The following is a 20486-nucleotide window of genomic DNA, read 5'->3' as shown; positions in this document are numbered from 1 at the left end:
CGTCTTCCCGCCGGCGGCGCGGGCGGCGGGGGCTACCGGGCCGCGGAGGGCTGCCGGACGATGAGGCGCTGGAGCATGATGAAGGCGAGCAGCAGCACACCGATGACGATCTTCGTCCACCAGGAGCTGAGCGTGCCCTCGAAGGAGATCAGGGTCTGCACGGTGCCCAGCACCAGCACGCCCGCGACCGAACCGGCCACATAGCCGAAGCCCCCGGCCAGCACGGTTCCCCCGATGACCACGGCGGCGATGACGTCCAGCTCCATGCCGACCGCGTGCAGGCCGTAGCCGGAGAGCATGTAGAGGCTGAACAGCAGGCCGCCCAGCGCGGAGCAGAACCCGCTCACCATGTAGACGCCCACCTTGGCGCGGCTGGTCGCCAGACCCATCAGCCGTGCCGAGGACTCGCTGCCGCCCACCGCGTACACGGTCCGGCCGAAGCGGGTCAGATGCAGCACATACACCGCCACCGCCACCGTGAGCAGCGCGATGACCACGCTCCAGGTCACCACGATGTCGCCGGGCAGCGAGATGGTGGAGGTCGCCAGGTCGCGGAAGACCGGGTCCTGGATGGACACCGACTCCACGCTGATCAGGAAGCACAGTCCGCGGGCCAGGAACATGCCGGCCAGCGTGACGATGAACGGCTGCACCCCGAAGTAGTGGATGACCAGCCCCATCAGCAGGCCCAGGGTGCTGCCCGAGGCCAGCACGGTGAGCACCGCCAGCCAGGGCGGCCAGCCCGCCTCCAGGGTGGCCGCGGCGATCATGGTGGACAGCGCGGCGACCGCGCCCACCGAGAGATCGATGCCGCCGGTGAGGATGACGAACGTCATCCCGACGGCGAGCACGATGAGAAACGCGTTGTCGACGAACAGGTTCGCCACGACCTGTCCGGAGAAGAAGCCCTCGTAGCGGAACGAGCCGACACCGAAGGTGATCACAAAGACCGCGAAGGTGGCGATCACCGGCAGGAAACGCTGGGGAAGACGGCCCGGGAGCAGCCGCCCGGAAGGACGTGACGGAGCCAGCACAGTCATCGGACGCCCACCTTCTGCGGTCGCGGGACGGAAACGGAGGGCTGCTTCCGCCGGCGCCGCTCCCGGACGAATCCGGCGGTGCGCGGCGACTGGAGCAGGCAGACGGCGATCACCACCACCGCCTTGAACACCAGCGTCACGTTGGTGGGAACGCCGATGGTGTAGACGGTGGTGGTCAGGGTCTGGATCACCAGGGCCCCGACCAGCGTGCCGGCCAGCGAGTACCGGCCGCCGGCCAGCGAGGTGCCGCCGATGACCACGGCGAGGATCGCGTCCATCTCGATCCACAGACCGGCGCTGTTGGCGTCCGCCGCGTTCACATTGGAGCTGATCATCAGGCCCGCCACCCCGGCGCAGAGCGCGGCGAAGACATAGACCGTCCAGATGATGGTGCGCGAGCGCACCCCGGCCAGCCGGCTGGCCTCGGGATTGACCCCGACCGATTCGATCAGCATGCCCAGCGCGGTCCGGCGGGTCAGCAGCGCCACCCCGCCCAGCACGGCCAGACTGATCAGGATCGCCACCGGCAGCACCACGAAGCCCGCGCCGATCTTGCTGTACAGCGAGTCGTTGATGGTGATGATCTGGCCCTCGGTGAGCAGCATCGCCACCCCGCGCCCGGCCGTCATCAGCACCAGGGTCGCGATGATGGGCTGGATGCCGAGGACCGAGACCAGGAAGCCGTTCCACAGCCCGAGCAGCACGCACACGCCCAGCGCCATGATCATCGCCGTGACGGCATTGCCGCCGTCCGCGATCCAGGTGCAGGCGATCGCGCCGGCGATGGCGGCGACCGCGCCCACCGAGAGGTCGATGCCGCGGGTGGCGATCACCAGGGTCATCCCGACGGCGATCAGCATGGTCGGCGCGCCGTTGCGCAGGATGTCGATGGTGCTGCCGAACAGATGGCCGTCCTGGATCCGCAGACTGAGGAAGGACGGCGTGACAATGATGTTGAGCACCAGCAGGCCGGCCAGGGCCGCCAGCGGCCACAGGATCTGTGCGCGTTTCATGACGCCACCGCCGCCACCGGGCCGCTCTGCGCGGCGATCGCGGACATCACATCGCTGACGGACACGTCGTGACCGGCGAGTTCGGCCACTTTCCGGCGGTCGCGCAGCACCACGACCCGGTCCGAGACCCGCACCACTTCCTCCAGTTCGGCGGAGATGAACACCACCGCCATGCCCTCGGCGGCCAGATCGGCCACCACCTTCTGGATCTGCGCCTTGGCGCCGACGTCGATGCCCCGGGTCGGTTCGTCCAGGATGAGCAGCCGGGGCCTGGTCACCAGCCATCGCGCCAGCAGCACCTTCTGCTGGTTGCCGCCGGAGAGATTGCCGATCACCGCGCCCGGATCGGCCGGGCGGATGTCGAGCTTCTCGATGTACTCGGCGACCAGGTCCTCGGCGAGCCGCCGGGGGACCGGGCGCGCCCAGCCGCGGGCCGCCTGCATGGCCAGCACCAGGTTGTCGCGCACGCTCAGATCGGCGATGACGCCCTCCCCCTTGCGGTCCTCCGAGCAGAAGGCGACCCCGTGGGAGATCATCGACCGCGGGCCGCGGGCCCGGGCCGGCTTCCCGCCGATGGTCAGGGTGCCGGTGTCCGGCCGGTCCGCACCGAACAGCAGCCGGGCCAGCTCGGTGCGGCCGGAGCCGAGCAGCCCGGCCAGGCCCACCACCTCGCCGGCGTGGATGTCCAGGTCGAACGGCGCGATCGCGCCCGCCCGGCCCAGCCCGCGGGCCTGGAGCACCGGCTCGGTGCCCGGGGCGTGGTGCGAGGTGCGCCGCTGGACCTCCTCCAGTGTGCTGAGCTCGCGGCCCAGCATCGCCGACACCAGGTCCAGCCGGTCCAGTTCGCGGGTCAGATGCTCGCCGACCAGCCGGCCGTTGCGCAGCACCGTCATCCGGTCGGCGATCTCGTACACCTGGTCGATGAAGTGGGAGACGAAGAGGATCGCCACCCCCTCCTCGCGCAGCACGCGCAGGATGCGGAACAGTTCGGCGACCTCGTCGGAGTCGAGGCTGGAGGTCGGTTCGTCCAGGACCAGGACCCGTGCCTGCACGGCCAGGGCCCGGGCGATCGCCACCAGTTGCTGCACCGCGATGGGGTGACTGCCGAGCTGGGACGCGGGGTCGATGTCCAGGCCGATGCGGTCCAGCAGCTTTGCCGCGGCGGCCCGGGTGGCCCGGCCGTCGATGGCGCCGAAGCGGCGCGGTTCCCGGCCGAGCAGGATGTTCTCCGCGACGGTGAGGTTGGAGCAGAGATTGACTTCCTGGTAGACGGTGCTGACACCGGCCTGCTGCGCCTGGCCGGGGCCGGTGAAGGCGACCGGCCTGCCGTTCAGCCGGATGGTGCCGGCGCTGGTCCGGTACACCCCGGTCAGCGCCTTGATCAGGGTGGACTTGCCCGCGCCGTTCTCGCCCATCAGGGCATGCACTTCACCGGGGAAAAGCCGGAAGTCGACCTCCGAGAGCGCCTTGACGCCCGGGAACTCCACGCTGATACCGCGCATGTCGACCACCGGAGCGCGCTCCGGCGCTGAGGGTTCGGTCATGACCAGTGCTTTCTTGTCGAGGATGCGGTGTGTCCCCGCCACCGCTCCCCGGCGGGGGAAGGCACGGTGGCGGGGACCGAGGCGTGGGTCAGTACTGGCGCTCGTCGAGCACGGCCTTGGCCTGCTCCGGGGTGAACGTGGTCTCCTCGGTCACCACGCGCTCCGGGACCTCCTCGCCCGCCACGACCTTCTTGGCCAGGTCCATGAGCTGCTCGCCGAGCAGCGGGTTGCACTCGACGATGAAGTTGATCTCGCCGTTGGCCAGGGCCGTCATGCCGTCCTTGACCGCGTCCACGGTGATGATCTTGATGTCGGTGCCCGGCTGGAGGCCGGCCGCCTTGATCGCCTCGATGGCACCCAGGCCCATGTCGTCGTTGTGGGCGTAGACCACGTCGATGTCATCGGTGGAGTTCAGGAACGCCTCCATGACCTGCTTGCCGCCGGCCCGGGTGAAGTCACCGCTCTGGCTGGCCACGATCTCGATGTCGGGCCGCTGGGCGATGATCTCCTCGAAGCCCTCCTTGCGGTCGATGGCGGGCGCCGCGCCCGTGGTGCCCTGGAGCTCGACCACATTGACCGGGCCCTCGGTGTTGTCCACCAGCCACTGGCCGGCCTTGCGGCCCTCCTCGACGAAGTCGGAACCGAGGAAGGTCTCGTAGAGCGAGGTGTCCTCGGAGTCGACCGCGCGGTCGGTGAGGATCACCGGGATGCCGGCCCGCTTGGCCTCCAGCAGCACCGCGTCCCAGCCGGTCTCCACCACCGGGCTGAAGGCGATGACGTCCACCTTCTGCTGGATGAAGGAGCGGATCGCCTTGATCTGGTTCTCCTGCTTCTGCTGGGCGTCGGAGAACTGGAGGTTGATGCCCGCGGCCTCGGCGGCCTCCTGGATCGACTTGGTGTTGGCCGTCCGCCAGCCGCTCTCCGCGCCGACCTGGGAGAAGCCCATGGTGATGGCGGAGTCGCCGTTGCCCCCTCCGCTGCCGCCGTCGGAGCCGGAGTCCGACCCGCCGCAAGCTGCCAGGGTTGCCAGCAGCGCGAGGGCACCGGCGGCCTTGGTGATCTTCTTGAACACTGCGCATCCTCCGTGTCAACAACCGTCCGCGCCCGCGGCAGCGGGCTTGATGGCCGGGTCACTTGGCGTCCCAGAGTGAGCGCTCACAATGTGGCCGTCAACCCCCCCGGAAACGACAATTTCGCATCGTTGATACTTGGGCGGGGGTGGGCTATGTTAGCGCTCACCTTCGGACCTGCTCCGATGGTCGGGATACTTCTCGGGCCGTGGGCGACGTTCATGGAATGCGTAGACTCCCGTTGGCCGCGCCGGAGCGCCGACCGGGCCGGTTGGCGCTCCGGGGGCGGTTACCGCTCACAATCCGTGATGCGGGGAAGAACACCGTGAGCTCAGGGAGTACGGGTGGAAGGCACCTCTCAGGGCGGCCAGGCGGCACGGGCGCCGGCCATGACCGACGTCGCCCGGCTGGCCGGCGTCTCGCACCAGACGGTGTCCCGCGTGCTCAACGGGCACCCCAATGTGCGGGAGCAGACCCGGCTGCGGGTGCGGGCCGCCATAGAGGAGCTGGGCTACCGGCCCAACCGGGCCGCCCGCACGCTGGTGACCGGGCGCTCCCAGCTGCTCGGGGTGGTGGCACCGAACTCGACCCTGTTCGGCCCCGCCTCGCTGCTGGCCGCCTTCGAACTGGCCGCCGGGGCCGCCGGCTTCTCGGTCAGCGTGCGGCGGGTGCGGGTGCTGGACCAGCCGTCCATCGCCGCCGCCGTGGAGCACCACCGGGACCAGCGGGTCGCCGGGATCGTGGTGATCGCCCCGACCGCCTCGGCGAACGAGGCGCTGGCCGGGGTCCCGGCCGAGGTGCCGGTGGTGACCGTGGACGGCGATCCGGAGCGGTCCGCCGCCCTGGTCACCGTGGACCAGGAGGCCGGCGCCTATGCCGCCACCCGCCACCTGCTGGCCGCCGGGCACCGGACGGTCTGGCATGTCTCGGGCCCCTCCGACTGGCTCGACGCCGCCGGCCGGGTGCGCGGCTGGCAGCGGGCGCTGGAGGAGGCCGGGGCCGAGGTCCCGCCGGTCACCCCCGCCGACTGGAGTGCGGCGGCCGGCCACCGGGCGGGCCAGATGCTGGCCAGAATGCCGGAGGTGACCGCCGTCTTCGCCGCCAACGACCATCTGGCCCTGGGCGTGCTGCGGGCCCTGAACGAACGCGGCCGGCCGGTGCCCGCCGAGGTCAGCGTGGTCGGCTTCGACGATGTGCCGGAGGCGGCCTATTTCACCCCGCCGCTGACCACCGTGCGGCCCGACTTCGACCAGGTGGCCACCGAGACCCTGAACCTGCTGCTGAAGCGGATCACGGGCGGGGAGTCCGGCCCGGTGCGCCGGATCCTCACCCCCGTGCTCGTCGAGCGGGAGAGCGTGACCGCCCCGCCGCGCTGACCCGGGATCCGGCACGGGGCCGGATCCCGGGCCGGCGGCATGCATCGGTGCCCCCCGTACCGGTGACAAATGAATTGTGAGCGATAACAAGAATCGGCTTCGATCATTCCGGAGGTGGCCCTCATGGCCGACGCGTCAGACCCGCTCGTGGTGGGTGTCGATTTCGGCACCCTTTCCGGCCGCGCGGTGGTGGTCCGGGTGCGCGACGGCGCCGAACTGGGCACCGGCGTGCACGAGTACCGGCACGGGGTGGTGGACCGGGAACTGCCCGCCACCGGCCGGCCGCTGCCGCCGGACTGGGCGCTCCAGGTCCCCGAGGACTATCTCGACGTGCTGCGCGTCGCCGTCCCGGCCGCCCTCGCCGACGCCGGAGTGGACCCGGCCCGGGTCATCGGCCTGGGCACCGACTTCACCGCCTGCACCATGGTGCCGGTGAAGGCCGACGGCACCCCGCTGTGCGACCTGCCCGAGTACGCCGGTGAGCCGCACGCCTATGTCAAGCTCTGGCGCCACCACGCCGCCCAGCCCCAGGCGAACCGGATCAATGAACTGGCCCGGCGGCGCGGCGAGAAGTGGCTGCCCCGCTACGGCGGACTGATCTCCTCGGAGTGGGAGTTCGCCAAGGGGCTGCAGGTCCTGGAGGAGGCCCCGGAGATCTATGCCGCGATGGACCGCTGGGTGGAGGCCGCGGACTGGATCGTCTGGCGCCTGACCGGCCGCTATGTGCGCAACGCCTGCACCGCCGGCTACAAGGGCATCCGCCAGGACGGCGCCTACCCGTCGCCGGACTTCCTGGCCGGGCTCAACCCCGGCTTCGCCGGCTTCGTGGCCGACAAGCTGGAGCATCCCATCGGCAGCCTCGGCGACCGGGCGGGCGGCCTCACCGCCGAGGCCGCCGCCTGGACCGGACTGCCCGAGAACATCGCGGTCGCGGTCGGCAATGTGGACGCCCATGTCACCGCCCCCGCCGCGGGTGCCGTCCGTCCCGGCCAGATGGTGGCCATCATGGGCACCTCCACCTGCCATGTGATGAGCGGCGACGTACTGCGCGAGGTGCCCGGCATGTGCGGGGTGGTGGACGGCGGCATCGTCCCCGGCCTGTGGGGCTACGAGGCCGGCCAGAGCGGCGTCGGCGACATCTTCGGCTGGTATGCCGACCACCAGGTGCCGCCGGAGTACCACGAGCGGGCCAGGGAACGCGGCATCGGCGTCCACGAGCTCCTCACCGAACTGGCCGCCGCGCAGCGGGTCGGCGAGCACGGGCTGATCGCGCTGGACTGGCACAGCGGCAACCGCTCCGTGCTGGTCGACCACGAACTGTCCGGGGTGATCGTCGGGCAGACCCTGGCGACCCGGGCCGAGGACGTCTACCGGGCGCTGATCGAGGCCACCGCCTTCGGCACCAAGGTGATCATCGAGTCGTTCAACGACGCCGGTGTCCCGGTGACCGAGCTGATCGTGGCCGGCGGCCTGCTGCGCAACCCCCTGCTGATGCAGATCTACTCGGACGTCCTGGACATGCCGCTGTCCGCCATCGGCTCCAGCCAGGGCCCGGCCCTCGGCTCCGCGCTGCACGCCGCGGTCGCCGCCGGCGCCCACCCGGACATCCGGGCCGCCGCCGAGGCCATGGGCTCGGTGCGGCGCGCGGTGTACCGGCCGGACCGGGCCGCCGCCGACGCCTACCGGGAGCTGTTCGCCGAGTACCTGCGGCTGCACGACCACTTCGGCCGGGGCGGCAACGACGTGCTGCACAGGCTCTCGGCGATACGCCGGGCCGCCGCCGAGGGGGCGGGGGAGTAGCGGGTCCCGGGCCGGCGCGCCGGGCGCCGCCGGCCCGGGACGCACCAGCACGGCCGCCGGCGCGTCGGGCGGAAGCAACGACCGTTCCGGCCGCGGCCGGCGGCGACGACGGCCCGGCGCACCGGCACCCGTCCGCGCACCGCGGCGGTCCGGCCGGACGAGCGCCACCGACACGTCTACGGGCCCTGGGCCCAGGAGAGGATCACCGATGACTTCCGTCGCCAAACCGCAGGTCTGGTTCCTGACCGGCAGCCAGCACCTCTACGGCGCCGAGACCCTGGAGCAGGTCGCCGACCAGTCCCGGAGCATCCAGCGGATGCTGGCCGAATCCGGCGCGACCGGGGCCGAGATCGTGTGGCAGCCGGTGCTGACCGACCCGGCCGGCATCCGGCAGACCATGGAGGCGGCCAACACCGATCCGGCCTGCGTCGGGGTGATCGCCTGGATGCACACCTTCTCCCCGGCCAAGATGTGGATCTCCGGACTGGACGTGCTGCGCAAGCCGCTGCTGCATCTGCACACCCAGCTCAACCGGGCGCTGCCGTGGTCCACCATCGACATGGACTTCATGAATCTCAACCAGGCGGCCCACGGCGACCGGGAGTTCGGCTACATCCAGACCCGCATCGGGGTGCACCGCAAGACCGTGGTCGGCCATGTGTCCGACCCGCAGGTCACCGGGCGGATAGCCGACTGGGTCGCCGCCGCGCTGGGCCACCGGTGCCTGCGCACGCTGCGGGTGGCCCGCTTCGGCGACAACATGCGCAATGTCGCGGTCACCGAGGGCGACAAGGTGGAGGCCGAACTCCGGTTCGGGGTCAGCGTCAACACCTACGGCGTCACCGAGCTCGCCGACCTGGTGGACGCCGTGGCCGCGCCCGACATCGACCGCCTGGTCGAGGAGTATGCCGCGCTCTACCGGCTGGCACCGGAACTCGCGCCCGGCGGCGAGCGCCATGAGTCGCTGCGCTACGCCGCCCGGATCGAGGCCGCCCTGCGGCAGTTCCTCACCGCGGGCGGCTTCGGCGCCTTCACCACCAACTTCGAGGACCTCGGCGGGCTGCGCCAGCTTCCCGGCCTGGCCGTGCAGCGGCTGATGGCGGACGGCTACGGCTTCGGCGGCGAGGGCGACTGGAAGACCGCGGCGCTGCTCGCCGCCGCCAAGGCGATGGGCCCCCGGGCGTCCTTCATGGAGGACTACACCTACCACTTCGGCCCGGGCGAGCCGAAGGTGCTCGGCGCGCACATGCTGGAGGTCTGCCCGACCATCGCGGCCGGCCGGCCGTCCTGTGAGATCCACCCGCTGTCCATCGGCGACCGGGAGGACCCGGTGCGGCTGGTCTTCGACGCCGCGCCCGGCCCGGCCACCGTCATCGGCCTGGCCGACCTCGGCGACCGGTTCCGCCTGGTGGCCAACGAGATCGATGTCGTCGAGCCCGACGAGCCGCTGCCCAGCCTGCCGGTCGCCCGGGCGGTGTGGAAGCCCCGCCCCTCGCTGTCCACCTCCGCGGAGTGCTGGCTGATCGCGGGCGGTCCGCACCACACGGTGCTGACCCGGGCCGGATCGTCCGTGCTGCGCGACTTCGCCCGGATGAGCGACACCGAGCTGGTGGTCGTCGACGGGCGGACGACCCCGGAGGACTTCGCCGACCGGCTGGCCTGGAACCAGGCGTACCGCCGGCTGGCCCGGGGCCTGTCCTGAGCCGCCGGTCCACGGGTCCGCCCTCCCGGGCCCGTGGACCGGTGTGAGCGCACCGGCGTGAGCGGGGATGCCGCCGGCCGGGCGGAGGCGGCCCGGCGCATCGTGCACCGACCGCCCCGCGCCGGGCACCGCCCGGGCGGGGTGCCGCGGCCCGCCCTGGCCCCCGCCCGGGTGGCCGGAAATCTGTGAGCGTTCACCCATCAATGGTGCTCAGGGTGTGCGGGCCCGGCCCGGAAGGGGCCGTTCGGCGGTGCCGCGGCCGTTCTCCGGATGCCCGGCCTCGCCCATGTCACGCGATCTGCGTGCAACTTTGCCTGCGGCAGCGGCTGTCCGGCCGCCCACCGCGCCGCCTGCCCGGAACGACGAGGCGTGCGCGATCCCTTGACGCGATTTGTGTTAGCGCTCACACTTCCGGGTTATGAAGCTGGCTGTGCCCGGCTTGTCCTGCGTGGAACTCACAGTGGAGCGCGCCTCATGACAACAGCCCAGCGGCCGGGCGGCAGCCCCGGCCGAAGGTGGACCAGAGCCCTGGTGGCCGGGAGCATGACACTCGGCCTGGCGGTGCCCCTCTCCGCGGTGACCGCCCCCGGTGCGGGAGCGGTCGAAGGGGAGACCTGGACGGACGACTTCGGCTCGACGACCCTGCATCCGGAATGGGAGATCACCAACGAGGACTCCGCGGCCTGGTCGCTCGGGGACGGGGTCCTGCGCATCACCGGGCAGACCGGTGACACCTACCAGGACGTCAACTCGGCCCGGAACGTCTTCATGGTCGACATCCCGGCGGGTGACTTCACCGCCGAGGTGACCGTCCGGGCACCGGTGGCCGGCACCTACCAGGGCGCCGGCCTGATCGCCTGGCAGGACATGGACAACTACGTCCGGTCCGGCCTCACCTATGTCGGCTCCCTGTCGCCCTCGGGGATCGCCATCGAGAACGACATCGAGACCGCCGCCGCGTTCAGCGCCGTGTCCTTCACCGACCGGCCCGCATCCACCGGCGAGACGCTCCAGCTCCAGCGGACCGGAGACACCCTCACCACCCGCTACCGGGACGCCTCCGGCGCCTGGACGGACGCCTCCTCGGTGACCGCGGCCTTCCCGACCACCCAGGTGGGCATCTACGCCCTCGGCGCGCTCGACGGCACCACCCTCGACGCCACGTTCGACGACTTCCGGGTGACCGCGGCCGAGGGCCGCGACATCCAGCCCGACGGCACCTTCGCCCTGCGGCAGTCCGGCACCGGCGCCCATCTCGCCGAGACCGAGGCCGGCCTCGCCCTCACCCCCGACCAGCCGCTGTCCCCGCTGTCCTTCACCGCGACCGCCCGGAGCGACGGCTCGGTCCACCTGCACAGCACTGACGGCGACCGCCCGGTCGTCGCCGACAACGGCACGCTGGCGCTCGGCCAGAGCGGCGACCCGGCGACCGCCCTCCGGCTGACCGACGCGGGCGGCGGCGAGCTGTACCTGCGCGACGAGGCCGGCACCGGCTACGCCGGCGGCGGGAACCCGCTGGTGCTCGGCGCCGAGGCCGACGCGGTCCGCTTCAGGCTGAACCAGGTCAGCACCTCCAGCGCCGACCTGACCATCGACGGCGACGCGTCCGCCGCCCAGATCAGCGACACCATGTTCGGCATCTTCTACGAGGACATCAACTACGCCGCCGACGGCGGCCTGTACGCCGAACTGGTGCGCAACCGCTCCTTCGAGTTCAACTCCTCGGACAACGCCTCCTTCACCGGCATGACCGGCTGGCAGCTCGTCAACGGCGGCGGCCAGGCCCCCGAGGCACTCGTCGTCGACGACGACGGCCGGCTGAACGAGCTGAACCGCAACTACTTCCGGCTGGTCGCCGACGGCCCCGGCGACGGCCTGCGCAACCTGGGCTACAACAACGGCTTCGCCCTCCAGGCCGGCGCCGAGTACGACGCCTCCCTGTGGGCGCGCAGCACCACCGCCCAGCCCCTGGCCATCCGGCTGGAGAACGCCGACGGCAGCGCCGTCCACGCCGCGGCCGAGGCCGCCCTGGACGGCTCCGGAACCTGGCGGAAGTACGAGGTGACACTGACCGCGAACGCCACCACCGACGCGGCCCGGCTGGTCGTCACCTCCGGCGCCGCCTCCGAGATCGGCCTGGACATGATCTCGGTGATGCCCCGGGACCGCTGGGTCGGCCCGGTCAACGGCCGGTCCGTGCTGCGCAAGGACCTCGCCGAGCACATCGCCGCGGCGAAGCCGGCCTTCCTGCGCTTCCCCGGCGGCTGCGTCACCAACGTCGGCACCTTCCGCACCTACCAGGAGAGCGGCTACCAGGACCGGCGGCGCACCTACCAGTGGAAGGAAACCATCGGCCCGGTCGAGGAACGCCCCACCAACTGGAACTTCTGGGGCTACAACCAGTCCTACGGCATCGGCTACCTCGAATACTTCAAGTTCGCCGAGGACCTCGGCGCCGAGCCGCTGCCCGTGGTCTCGGTGGGCGCCAACGGCTGCGGCTCGACCATCCCCGAGATGCACGACCCCGAGATGATCGCCAGGTGGGTGGACGACACCCTGGACCTCATCGAGTTCGCCAACGGCGACACCACCACCGAGTGGGGCGCCAAGCGGGCCGCGCTCGGCCACCCCGAACCCTTCGGGCTGGAGATGATCGGCCTGGGCAACGAGGAGAACACCACCACCTTCGAGGCCAACTTCCCCGCCTTCCGCGACGCCATCGAGGCGGAGTACCCGGAGATCACCATCATCTCCAACTCCGGCCCCGACGACTCCGGCGCGCGGTTCGACACCCTCTGGGACTACAACCGCCGGCAGAACGTCGACATGGTCGACGAGCACTACTACAACGACCCCGCGTGGTTCCTGCTCAACAACCACCGCTACGACGCCTACGACCGCAACGGCCCCAAGGTGTTCCTCGGCGAGTACGCCTCGCGCGGCAACACCTTCTACAACGCCCTGGCCGAAGCGGCATACATGACCGGACTGCAGCGCAACGCCGACGTGGTGCGGCTCGCCTCCTACGCGCCGCTGCTGTCCAACGAGTCCTATGTGCAGTGGAGCCCGGACGCCATCTGGTTCGACAACGACGAGTCCTGGACCACCCCCAACTGGGAGGTGCAGAAGCTGTTCGGCAACAACCCCGGTGACGAGGTGGTGCCCAGCACCTTCACCGGCACCGTCAACCAGGGCGTCGTCCAGGGCGGCGTCTTCCTGTCCACCTGGAACACCGCCGCCGCCTACGACAATGTGCGGGTCACCTCCAACGCCACCGGGGAGACGCTGTTCTCCGACGGGTTCTCCGACGCCTCCGGCTGGAACCCCGTGGCCGGCTCCTGGGCCGTCACCGACGGCGAGTACGTGCAGTCCTCGGACACCACCACCGACGCCCGCTCCGTGATCACCGACGGGTACACCAAGGACTGGACCAACTACACGCTCGAACTCGACGCCCGGAAGATCTCCGGCAGCGAGGGCTTCCTCATCGGGTTCGCCGCCCAGGGCGGCAACGACTACTACTGGTGGAACATCGGCGGCTGGAACAACACCCGCTCGGTGCTCCAGCGGGCCCAGGGCGGCTCCGCCGCCGAGGTCAAGGCGGTCGAGGGCACCGGAGTGGAGACCGGCGTCACCAACAAGGTGAAGATCGTCGTCGCCGGCAACACCATCTCCCTCTACCTCAACGACGAACTGCACATGACCCATGAGGCCGCGGACAACGAGAAGCTGTTCCAGGTCGTCACCCGCGACAAGGCCACCGGGGACCTGGTGGCCAAGGTGGTCAACACCTCGGCGGAGACCGTCCGCACCCGGGTCGAGGTCTCGGACGTGGCCGTCGAGCCGTCCGGAGAGATCATCCAGATGACCGCCTCCTCGCTCACCGACACCAACACCAAGGCCGACCCCACCAACGTCATGCCGGTCACCCGGCAGATCGACGGGCTGTCCAACTCGTTCGACTACGACTTCCCCCCGCAGTCCGTCACCTTCCTGCGGATGCACACCGCCGACGGCACCGCACCCGCGGTCGACGACGTGACCGTGGCGGGCACGGCGGTGAACGGGTGGTACGCCGACCCGGTCACCGTGTCCGCGACCGCCTCCGACGACCGCGAGCTGGACCGGATCGAGTTCCGGGTGGACGGCGGCGACTGGGTGGCCAGGCCGCCCGCCGAGGCCTCCGTCCAGGTCGGCGGCAACGGCCCGCACACCGTCGAGGTCCGTGCCGTGGACGCGGCCGGCAACACCGGCGAGCTGCGTCCGGTCGGCTTCGGCATCGACAGCGCCGCCCCGGTGTCCAACGCCACCGTCGACGCCGAGGCGCGCACCGTGACGGTCCGCGCCGCCGACTCCGGCTCCGGCGTGGAGCGGATCGAGACCCGGACCGGCACCTCGGGCGACTGGCAGCCGTACACCGGCCCGGTCGTGGTCGGCGACGCCGAGACCACCGTGCAGTTCCGCGCGGTGGACCGGCTGGGCAACGCCGAGCAGCCCGGCACCGTGGTGGTGCCCGCCCACCGGGCGGAGCTGACCGGCACCATGACCACGGTGTGGCCCGGAAAGGTGAAGGCCGAACGCGGCGAGGCCGTGGAGCTGACCGTGCGCGTCATGGGAGCCGACGGCGGCCCGGCACCCACCGGCGAGGTGCGCGTCCTGGAAGGGGGCGAGCCCCTGGCCTCCGGGATGCTCACCGACGGCACCGCGACGGTGTCCCTCGACACCACCGTCCTGACCAGGGGCACCTACCGGCTCGTCGTCCGCTACCTCGGCGACGGCGACCACAAGCCCTCCCAGACCAGCCTCAAGCTGCGCGTCACCAAGCCGAAGAAGGACTGACCGCCATGCGGAAAACCACACGCAGACGGGCCGGTATCGGCGCACTGCTGAGCGCCGCCCTGCTCGCGGGCTCACTCACCGTCACCGCCGCTCCCACCCACGCGGCCGAGGCGCCCGACCCCGGCCTGGTGGCCTGGTACCGGCTCGACGAGACCGAGGGCACCCGGGCCGCCGACTCCTCGGGCAACGGCAACGACGGCACCGTGGAGGGCGAGGCCGCCTGGCGCTCCGGCGCGGGCTTCGCCTTCACCGGCGGCCCGGAGAGCTCCGGCAACGCGATCCGGCTGCCGGACTCCCTGCTCGCCGGACTCGACGAGATCACCGTGGACTTCGACGTCAGCGTCGACCCGGGCCTGACCGGGAACTGGTTCATGTTCAACCTGGGCAACCGGCAGAACTGGCCGGACGGCGACGGCTATCTCTTCGTGACCGGATCGGACGCCGACGGCCGGCTGCGCGCCGCCATGGCCGAGAGCGGCCACGCCACCGAGCAGAGCGCCACCGCCGCCACGGCACTGCCGGCCGGTGCGTGGAAGCACATCACCTACACCGTGCGGGGCGGCAGCGCCGCCTCGCCCGGAACGGCCCGGCTCTATGTGGACGGCACCCTGGTCGCCGAGAACAGCGGCATCACCTCGCTGCCCGGTGCCATCGGGGAACCCGACGGCGTCTCCGCCCACAACTGGCTTGGCCGCTCCGCCTACCCCGCGGACAACTCCTTCGCGGGGATGCTGCGCGACTTCCGCATCTACGACCGGGCGCTGGCGGAGAGCGAGGTCACCGCGCGCATGGCGGCCAAGGCACAGGAGGCGGCCGACGCCGTCACCCTGACCGACGCCGACGGGGTGCGGGAGAACCTCACCCTGCCCACGGCCGGTGCCTACGGCGCCGAGCTCACCTGGCGGTCCGCCGACGAGTCGGTGGTGACCGCCACCGGCGAGGTCACCCGGCCCGAGCACGGCGCCGAGGCGGTCACCGTCCCGCTCACCGTCACCGCCTCGCTGGCCGGCGCCACCGCCACCAGGACCATCCCGGTCACCGTGCTGCCCCGGCCGGCCCCCGCACCGTACGAGGCGTACTTCTTCCCCTACTTCGCCGGTGAGAGCACCGACGACGGCGAGAAGATCTACTTCGCCGCGTCCAAGGGGAACGATCCGACGGCCTGGGACGAGCTGAACGGCGCCCGGCCCGTGCTCACCTCCACCATGGGCGAGCGGGGCCTGCGCGACCCGTTCCTGATCCGTTCCCCCGAGGGCGACAAGTTCTATCTGCTCGCCACCGACCTGAAGATCTACGGCGGGAACAACTTCGGCGAGGCCCAGGAATCCGGCAGCAGACACCTGATGGTGTGGGAGTCCACCGACCTGGTGCACTGGTCCGACCAGCGGATGGTCAAGGTCTCCTCGGACTTCGCGGGCAACACCTGGGCCCCCGAGGCGTTCTGGGACGAGGCATCCGGCCAGTACGTCGTCTACTGGGCCTCCAACCTCTACCCGACCACCGATGTGGAGTCCCGCGACGTCCGGACCACCTACAACCGGATGATGTACGCCACCACGCGGGACTTCCGCACCTTCAGCGAGGCCCGGCCCTGGGTCGACGTCCAGCGGGGCGCCGGCCTGGGCATGATCGACGCGACCGTGGTCCGGGACGGCGACACCTTCTACCGGTTCATCAAGGACGAGGCGTCCATGACCATCCGGCAGGAGAGGTCCACCGATCTGATGGCCCAGGTCAGCGGGGAGCTGCCGACCGCCTCCTCCGCGCCGTGGTCGCTGGTCGCCGAGCGCATCGGGGTGGGCCAGCCCAACCCGTGGGGCGGCACCTTCACCGGCGGCGAGGGCCCGACCGTCTTCCGCGACAATGTGATCCCGGACCGCTGGCACATGCTCATCGACCAGCCCGGCTACCACGGCGGGCAGGGCTATCTGGCGTTCTACACCGACGACATCGCCTCCGGCTCCTGGACCTCCGTTCCGGAGGCGGAACTGCCCAGCAGCCCGCGGCACGGCACCGTCATCCCCGTCAGCCAGGACGAACTCGACGCCCTGCGTGCCGCGTACCAGCCGCACCTGCTGGCCACGGCCGCGGCGCCGGCCGAGGTGCGCACCCGGGAGGGCGTCGCCCCGGAGCTGCCCGCCACGGTGGAGGTCGGCTACGCCGACGGCTCGACCCGGGCCACCGCCGTCGACTGGGACGAGGTGGCGCCCGGACAGTACGCGGCCTGGGGAACGTTCCGGGTCGAGGGGGCGCTGACCGGGCAGCGGCTGCGCGCCGAGGCCACGGTGACCGTCACCGACGCCGCGGACCCGGTGGTGGAGCTGGGCACCGACCCCGACGGGCCGGACGGCCTCGCGGACTGGTTCACCGTCCCGGTGACCGCCCGCGCGACCGCCACCGACGACACCGGGGTGCGGCAGGTGGAGCTCTCCCTCGACGACGGCGCGACCTGGACGGCCACCGACGGCGGGGAGGCGTCCCTCCCGCTGGGCGACGGCCGGCACACCGTCCTGGCCCGGGCGGCGGACCTCACCGGCAATGTCTCCGCCCCGGTCGGCCGGGAGATCGCGGTGGACACCGAGGCACCGGTGAGCCGGGCCGTGTGGAACGGCGAGGACCGGACCGTCACCATCGCCTCGGCCGACAACACCTCGGGCGTGGCCCGGGTCGAGTACCTGGCCGGCGCCGGATCCTCCTGGACGGTCTACACCGGGCCGCTGACCTTCGGCGATGTGGCGACCACCGTGCTGTACCGGGCGGTGGACCACGCGGGCCTGGTGGAGCAGACCAACTCCATCGCCGTGCCGCGCCGGCAGCTCGACGCCACCACCACGACCGCCACCCTGACCCGCAAGTCGGTGGGGCCGGGCGGCGAGGTCTCCGCGGTGGTCGAGGTGACCGGCGGGGCGGCCACCCCGACCGGCGAGATCCGCATCCTCTCCGGCGGCGATCTGGAGGTGGGCCGCGGCACGCTCTCCGGCGGGCGCGCCACCATCGCCATCGACACGGCAACCCTGGGCACCGGCACCTGGCGGCTGACCGTCGGCTACGCCGGCGACGACAACCACGCCACATCGGCCGCGGAGGTGACGCTCAAGGTCCGCAAGCGCTGAGCGGCGGACGCCGGGGCCCTCCCGGCATCCGGCGGGCGGCCGTCCCGGCAGGCAACCACGCGCCGGGACGGCCGCCTCGCCGCACCGGCGGGGCCGGGCCGGCGGCGCTCAGCGGATGCCGGCCCGCCGGGCGCGGGCCAGGTACCGGTCGCGCAGGGCGGTCCAGCGGTGCTTCTCGGGCACCGGGAGATCGCTCCACGGCTTGGCGCCCCCGGCATAGTGCAGCAGCCGGACGTCCTCGCCGACCGGCTCCCGGGTCGGGAAGGCGTTCCACCGGTCCGGGAGCCGGGCCGCGCCCTCTCCGGCGTAGCAGCAGAGCACGTCCTGGTCGTTCAGCCCGTAGCGGCCGGCGATGCCGGCGAAGTGCTCCGTGAAGCCGTCGGCACGCATCCGGGCCAGATCGAGCACCAGGATGCCGGCGTTGAACGAGGTGAAGTCGCCGCCGACCCGGGCGTGCATATAGGCCCGGAACTCGTGTGCCGGCTCGACGGGGAGCCGCTGCGCGGAGCGGTAGACGGACCGGAGGCCGGACTCGGCCCACTCCGAAGCGGTCGGACGGGCCGCGAGTGCCGCGCCGCCCAGGCCGAACTCCCACAGCTCCCGCACATCGCCGAGCACCGCGACATCGATGTCGAGGTAGACGACGCGGTCGAGACCGCTCAGGATGTCCGGCAGCAGCAGGCGGTCCATGGTGGAGACGGTGGTGTGCGAGAGCATGCCGCGGATCTCGCCGTAGCCGACCTCGTCGAAGCGGTAGTGCGAGAACTTCAGGCGCGGAAAGGCCTTCGCCCAGTCCCCGACCGTCTCCGGGCCGATGCCGCGGGTCATCACATGGACCCGGACATCGGAGGCGGTGTGCGTGTCGATGCCCTCCAGCACCACGGGCGCCTGCTCGACGAGGTTCTGGTCGAGCGCGATCGCGACATGGACATCGCCGCCCTCGCCGAGGTGGACGGCGTTCTCCCGGACCGGGTCCGCGGCCGTCGCGAGCGACTCGACCGGCGGGCGGAACGCCTGCCACCGGGCACGCCGCTCGCGGGCGAGCCCGACCAGCGGAGCGGTGGCCTCGCGCCAGGCGTCGTACACCTCCTTCTCCTCGGCACCGGAGGTGACCGGGCCCAGGACGGTGTCCAGCAGGCCGGAGATCCGCTCCTGGATGGCGGTGATCTCCGGGGAGCCGGGGGTGAGGCCGGCCAGGCCCTCGAAGCGGATGTCGGCCGCGTTGCGCGGCTCGAAGTCGACCGGCACGCCCATGGAGGTGGCCGGCAGGTAGACGTGGAGCCGGCTGGTGCGGAGCCGCTCGTGGGCGTCGCGCAGCACCAGGTGGTGTTCGTGGGCGGCGAGGAGGTTCGCGCCGAAGGACCGGTCGTTGACCTCCGTCGTGACCTGTGTGAGCCCCGTCCCCGGGGCCTGGCCCCGCGCGTCGACCTCACCGGTCCCGGGGGCACCGGTGCCCGGCCTGCGGATGCCGCCGGTGAAGTACGTGGTGGTGGTGACGCAGCCGGAGAAGAAGGCGTCGACGCCGTGGCTCAGGAGCCGGTCGACGGTGTGCCAGTCGCGGCAGCCGACCGGGCCGTACTTCTTGAGGTACGCCACGGCCCCGGGGGTGAGAATCTCGGACCGGTTGAGGTGGAAGCTGAGGAAGAGGGGCCGGATCGCCGGGTGCAACGGGAAGTCGTGGCGCCCCCATATCCGGCGCATGTACCAGCCGAACACGATGGTCCAGGTCGGCTCCGGCAGCGCGTCCCGGCGGGACGCGTCGCGCGAGACCGGGACGAGATCGGCGTCGGCGGCCGGACGGTCCAGCCGGATCTCCGGGGGAATGCAGGCGCGCAGGGTGTCCAGGGCGCCGGCGAGCCCGGTGTCGTCGGTGTGCAGGGTCAGACCGTTGCGCCGCAGCAGGTGGCCCAGTACGGCGACGGTCTGGGTGTAGTCGCCGATGTCGGAGGATTCCAGCTCGTGGTGCGGGTGCCCGTAGTGGATCAGGCCGATCGCCGGGCGGGTCCGCGGCGGCGCCACGGTGTCGAGCTCCTCGGGGCGCTCCCGCAGCCACTCGCCGAGCCGCGCGATGTCCCTGGCGAGCAGCCCGGTGTGCGGGCCGCTCTCCTCGGCGCGCCGGAGGGCACGGCGGGCGAGGGCGAGGCGGTGCTCGCCGGTCAGCACGCCCGCCACGGCGAAGGCGGCCTGCCCGGAGAGGCCCGGTTCCGCCACGAGTCTCGACGCGAGTTCCTGGCCCGCCGCCGGGTCGGCATGGAAGGCGCAGGACAGGGCCTCGCCGGCCGCCGTCCTCGCGATCAGGTCGACGGGGGCCCGGGAGAAGGCGCCGTGGGCCTTCTCCCGCGAGCCCCACACCAGCAGGTAATGCCCCAGGGCGACCCAGGCGCCGGGGCGGGTGCGCTCGTCCTCCAGAAGCGCGGTGCACAGCGCGCGGGCGCGGGCGATGTGCTGCGGGTCGGCCAGCAGGGCCCGGACCGCGCCGACGACGGCATCGTCCAGGCCCTCGCCGTGCAGAACTCCGTGGACCAGCAGCGCCTCGGCCTGGAGCCGGCCCACCGCCTGACGCAGGTGGCCGGCGCCCGCGGCGGGGTCGAAGTCGAGGCCGAGCTTCCTGGCCAGGGCGTCGATCGCCAGGGCGGCGGGCCGGAAGCGGTCCCGCTGGTTCTCCAGGACCGTGCTGCGCTTCAGCGCACGCCTGAGCTCCTTCTCCAGCTCACGCCCGCGGTTGTCGAGTGTGCGCGCGCGCTCCTCCAGCACCCGCGCGCGTTCCTCCAGTACCCGCGCGCGCTCCTCCAGCGCCCGCGCACGGTCGGAGGTGATGCCGTGCGCGGCGGCTCTGTTGACCACTCTGCTCGCGGCCCTGCGCGCCGTTGACCTCAGCCGTTCGCCGACCGGCTTCGATGCCATGCCCTTACCCCTGCTCTCTGCCGTGCGGCGACCGCGGACGCGGGTTCTCTTCGGTGGCGGAATGCGTGGCGAAGAACCTACCTCA

General features: G+C 72.0%; 11 protein-coding genes. 6 read left to right on the top strand and 5 right to left on the bottom strand.

The genetic code is table 11. From position 1 onward, the window contains the following. Nucleotides 1-32: 32 nt before the first annotated feature. The 4 genes from yjfF to BM242_RS26915 all read right to left on the bottom strand — a co-directional run bounded on the left by yjfF (nucleotide 33) and on the right by BM242_RS26915 (nucleotide 4669). Nucleotides 33-1040: a galactofuranose ABC transporter, permease protein YjfF gene (gene yjfF, locus BM242_RS26930; protein ID WP_093841556.1), complete on the bottom strand. Its 1008-nt coding sequence runs from the start codon at nucleotides 1038-1040 to the stop codon at nucleotides 33-35. Continuing rightward, the gene (locus BM242_RS26925; RefSeq protein ID WP_093841555.1) at nucleotides 1037-2053 is read right to left on the bottom strand and encodes an ABC transporter permease; all 1017 of its coding nucleotides are present in this window, start codon (nucleotides 2051-2053) and stop codon (nucleotides 1037-1039) included. Before BM242_RS26925 ends, yjfF begins: the two co-directional genes overlap by 4 nt. Beyond that, nucleotides 2050-3597 (bottom strand): sugar ABC transporter ATP-binding protein, encoded by a 1548-nt coding sequence (locus BM242_RS26920; RefSeq protein ID WP_093841572.1) that lies wholly within the window; start codon nucleotides 3595-3597, stop codon nucleotides 2050-2052. The genes BM242_RS26925 and BM242_RS26920 overlap by 4 nt, the downstream gene beginning before the upstream one ends. A gap of 88 nt (nucleotides 3598-3685) precedes the next feature. Then, nucleotides 3686-4669, bottom strand: a complete 984-nt coding sequence (locus BM242_RS26915) for an ABC transporter substrate-binding protein (RefSeq protein ID WP_093841554.1) — start codon at nucleotides 4667-4669, stop codon at nucleotides 3686-3688. A gap of 387 nt (nucleotides 4670-5056) precedes the next feature. Here BM242_RS26915 and BM242_RS26910 point away from each other — a divergent pair, with 387 nt between their 5' ends. From BM242_RS26910 to BM242_RS26890, 6 genes are all read left to right on the top strand, one after another. Then, nucleotides 5057-6043: a LacI family DNA-binding transcriptional regulator gene (locus tag BM242_RS26910; protein WP_093841571.1), complete on the top strand. Its 987-nt coding sequence runs from the start codon at nucleotides 5057-5059 to the stop codon at nucleotides 6041-6043. Nucleotides 6044-6166: 123 nt separating this feature from the next. After that, the gene (gene araB / locus BM242_RS26905) at nucleotides 6167-7843 is read left to right on the top strand and encodes a ribulokinase (RefSeq protein WP_093841553.1); all 1677 of its coding nucleotides are present in this window, start codon (nucleotides 6167-6169) and stop codon (nucleotides 7841-7843) included. 208 nt (nucleotides 7844-8051) lie between these two features. Continuing rightward, on the top strand, nucleotides 8052-9545 hold the full coding sequence (gene araA, locus BM242_RS26900; RefSeq protein WP_093841552.1) for an L-arabinose isomerase: 1494 nt from the start codon (nucleotides 8052-8054) through the stop codon (nucleotides 9543-9545). A 57-nt stretch (nucleotides 9546-9602) separates the two neighbouring features. Then, nucleotides 9603-9734 (top strand): hypothetical protein, encoded by a 132-nt coding sequence (locus BM242_RS30995; RefSeq protein ID WP_281254724.1) that lies wholly within the window; start codon nucleotides 9603-9605, stop codon nucleotides 9732-9734. 285 nt (nucleotides 9735-10019) lie between these two features. Next, nucleotides 10020-14384 carry an alpha-L-arabinofuranosidase C-terminal domain-containing protein gene (locus BM242_RS26895; RefSeq protein ID WP_175541601.1) on the top strand — a complete coding sequence of 1455 codons (4365 nt, stop codon included), beginning with the start codon at nucleotides 10020-10022 and terminating at the stop codon, nucleotides 14382-14384. A 5-nt stretch (nucleotides 14385-14389) separates the two neighbouring features. Then, a complete protein-coding gene (locus tag BM242_RS26890) occupies nucleotides 14390-17497 on the top strand; it encodes an OmpL47-type beta-barrel domain-containing protein (RefSeq protein WP_093841550.1) in 3108 nt (1035 codons plus the stop codon). 108 nt (nucleotides 17498-17605) lie between these two features. Here BM242_RS26890 and BM242_RS26885 read toward each other — a convergent pair whose 3' ends face one another. Beyond that, entirely contained in the window at nucleotides 17606-20401 is a 2796-nt protein-coding gene (locus tag BM242_RS26885; RefSeq protein WP_107365189.1) for a glycosyltransferase, read from the bottom strand. Between the last annotated feature and the right edge of the window lie 85 nt (nucleotides 20402-20486).

It is taken from the genome of Streptomyces aidingensis, assembly GCF_900112355.1.
Lineage (GTDB): Bacteria > Actinomycetota > Actinomycetes > Streptomycetales > Streptomycetaceae > Streptomyces > Streptomyces aidingensis.
The sequence above is the reverse complement of the archived record's forward strand: the minus strand, read 5'-3'. Positions and strand labels throughout refer to the sequence as shown.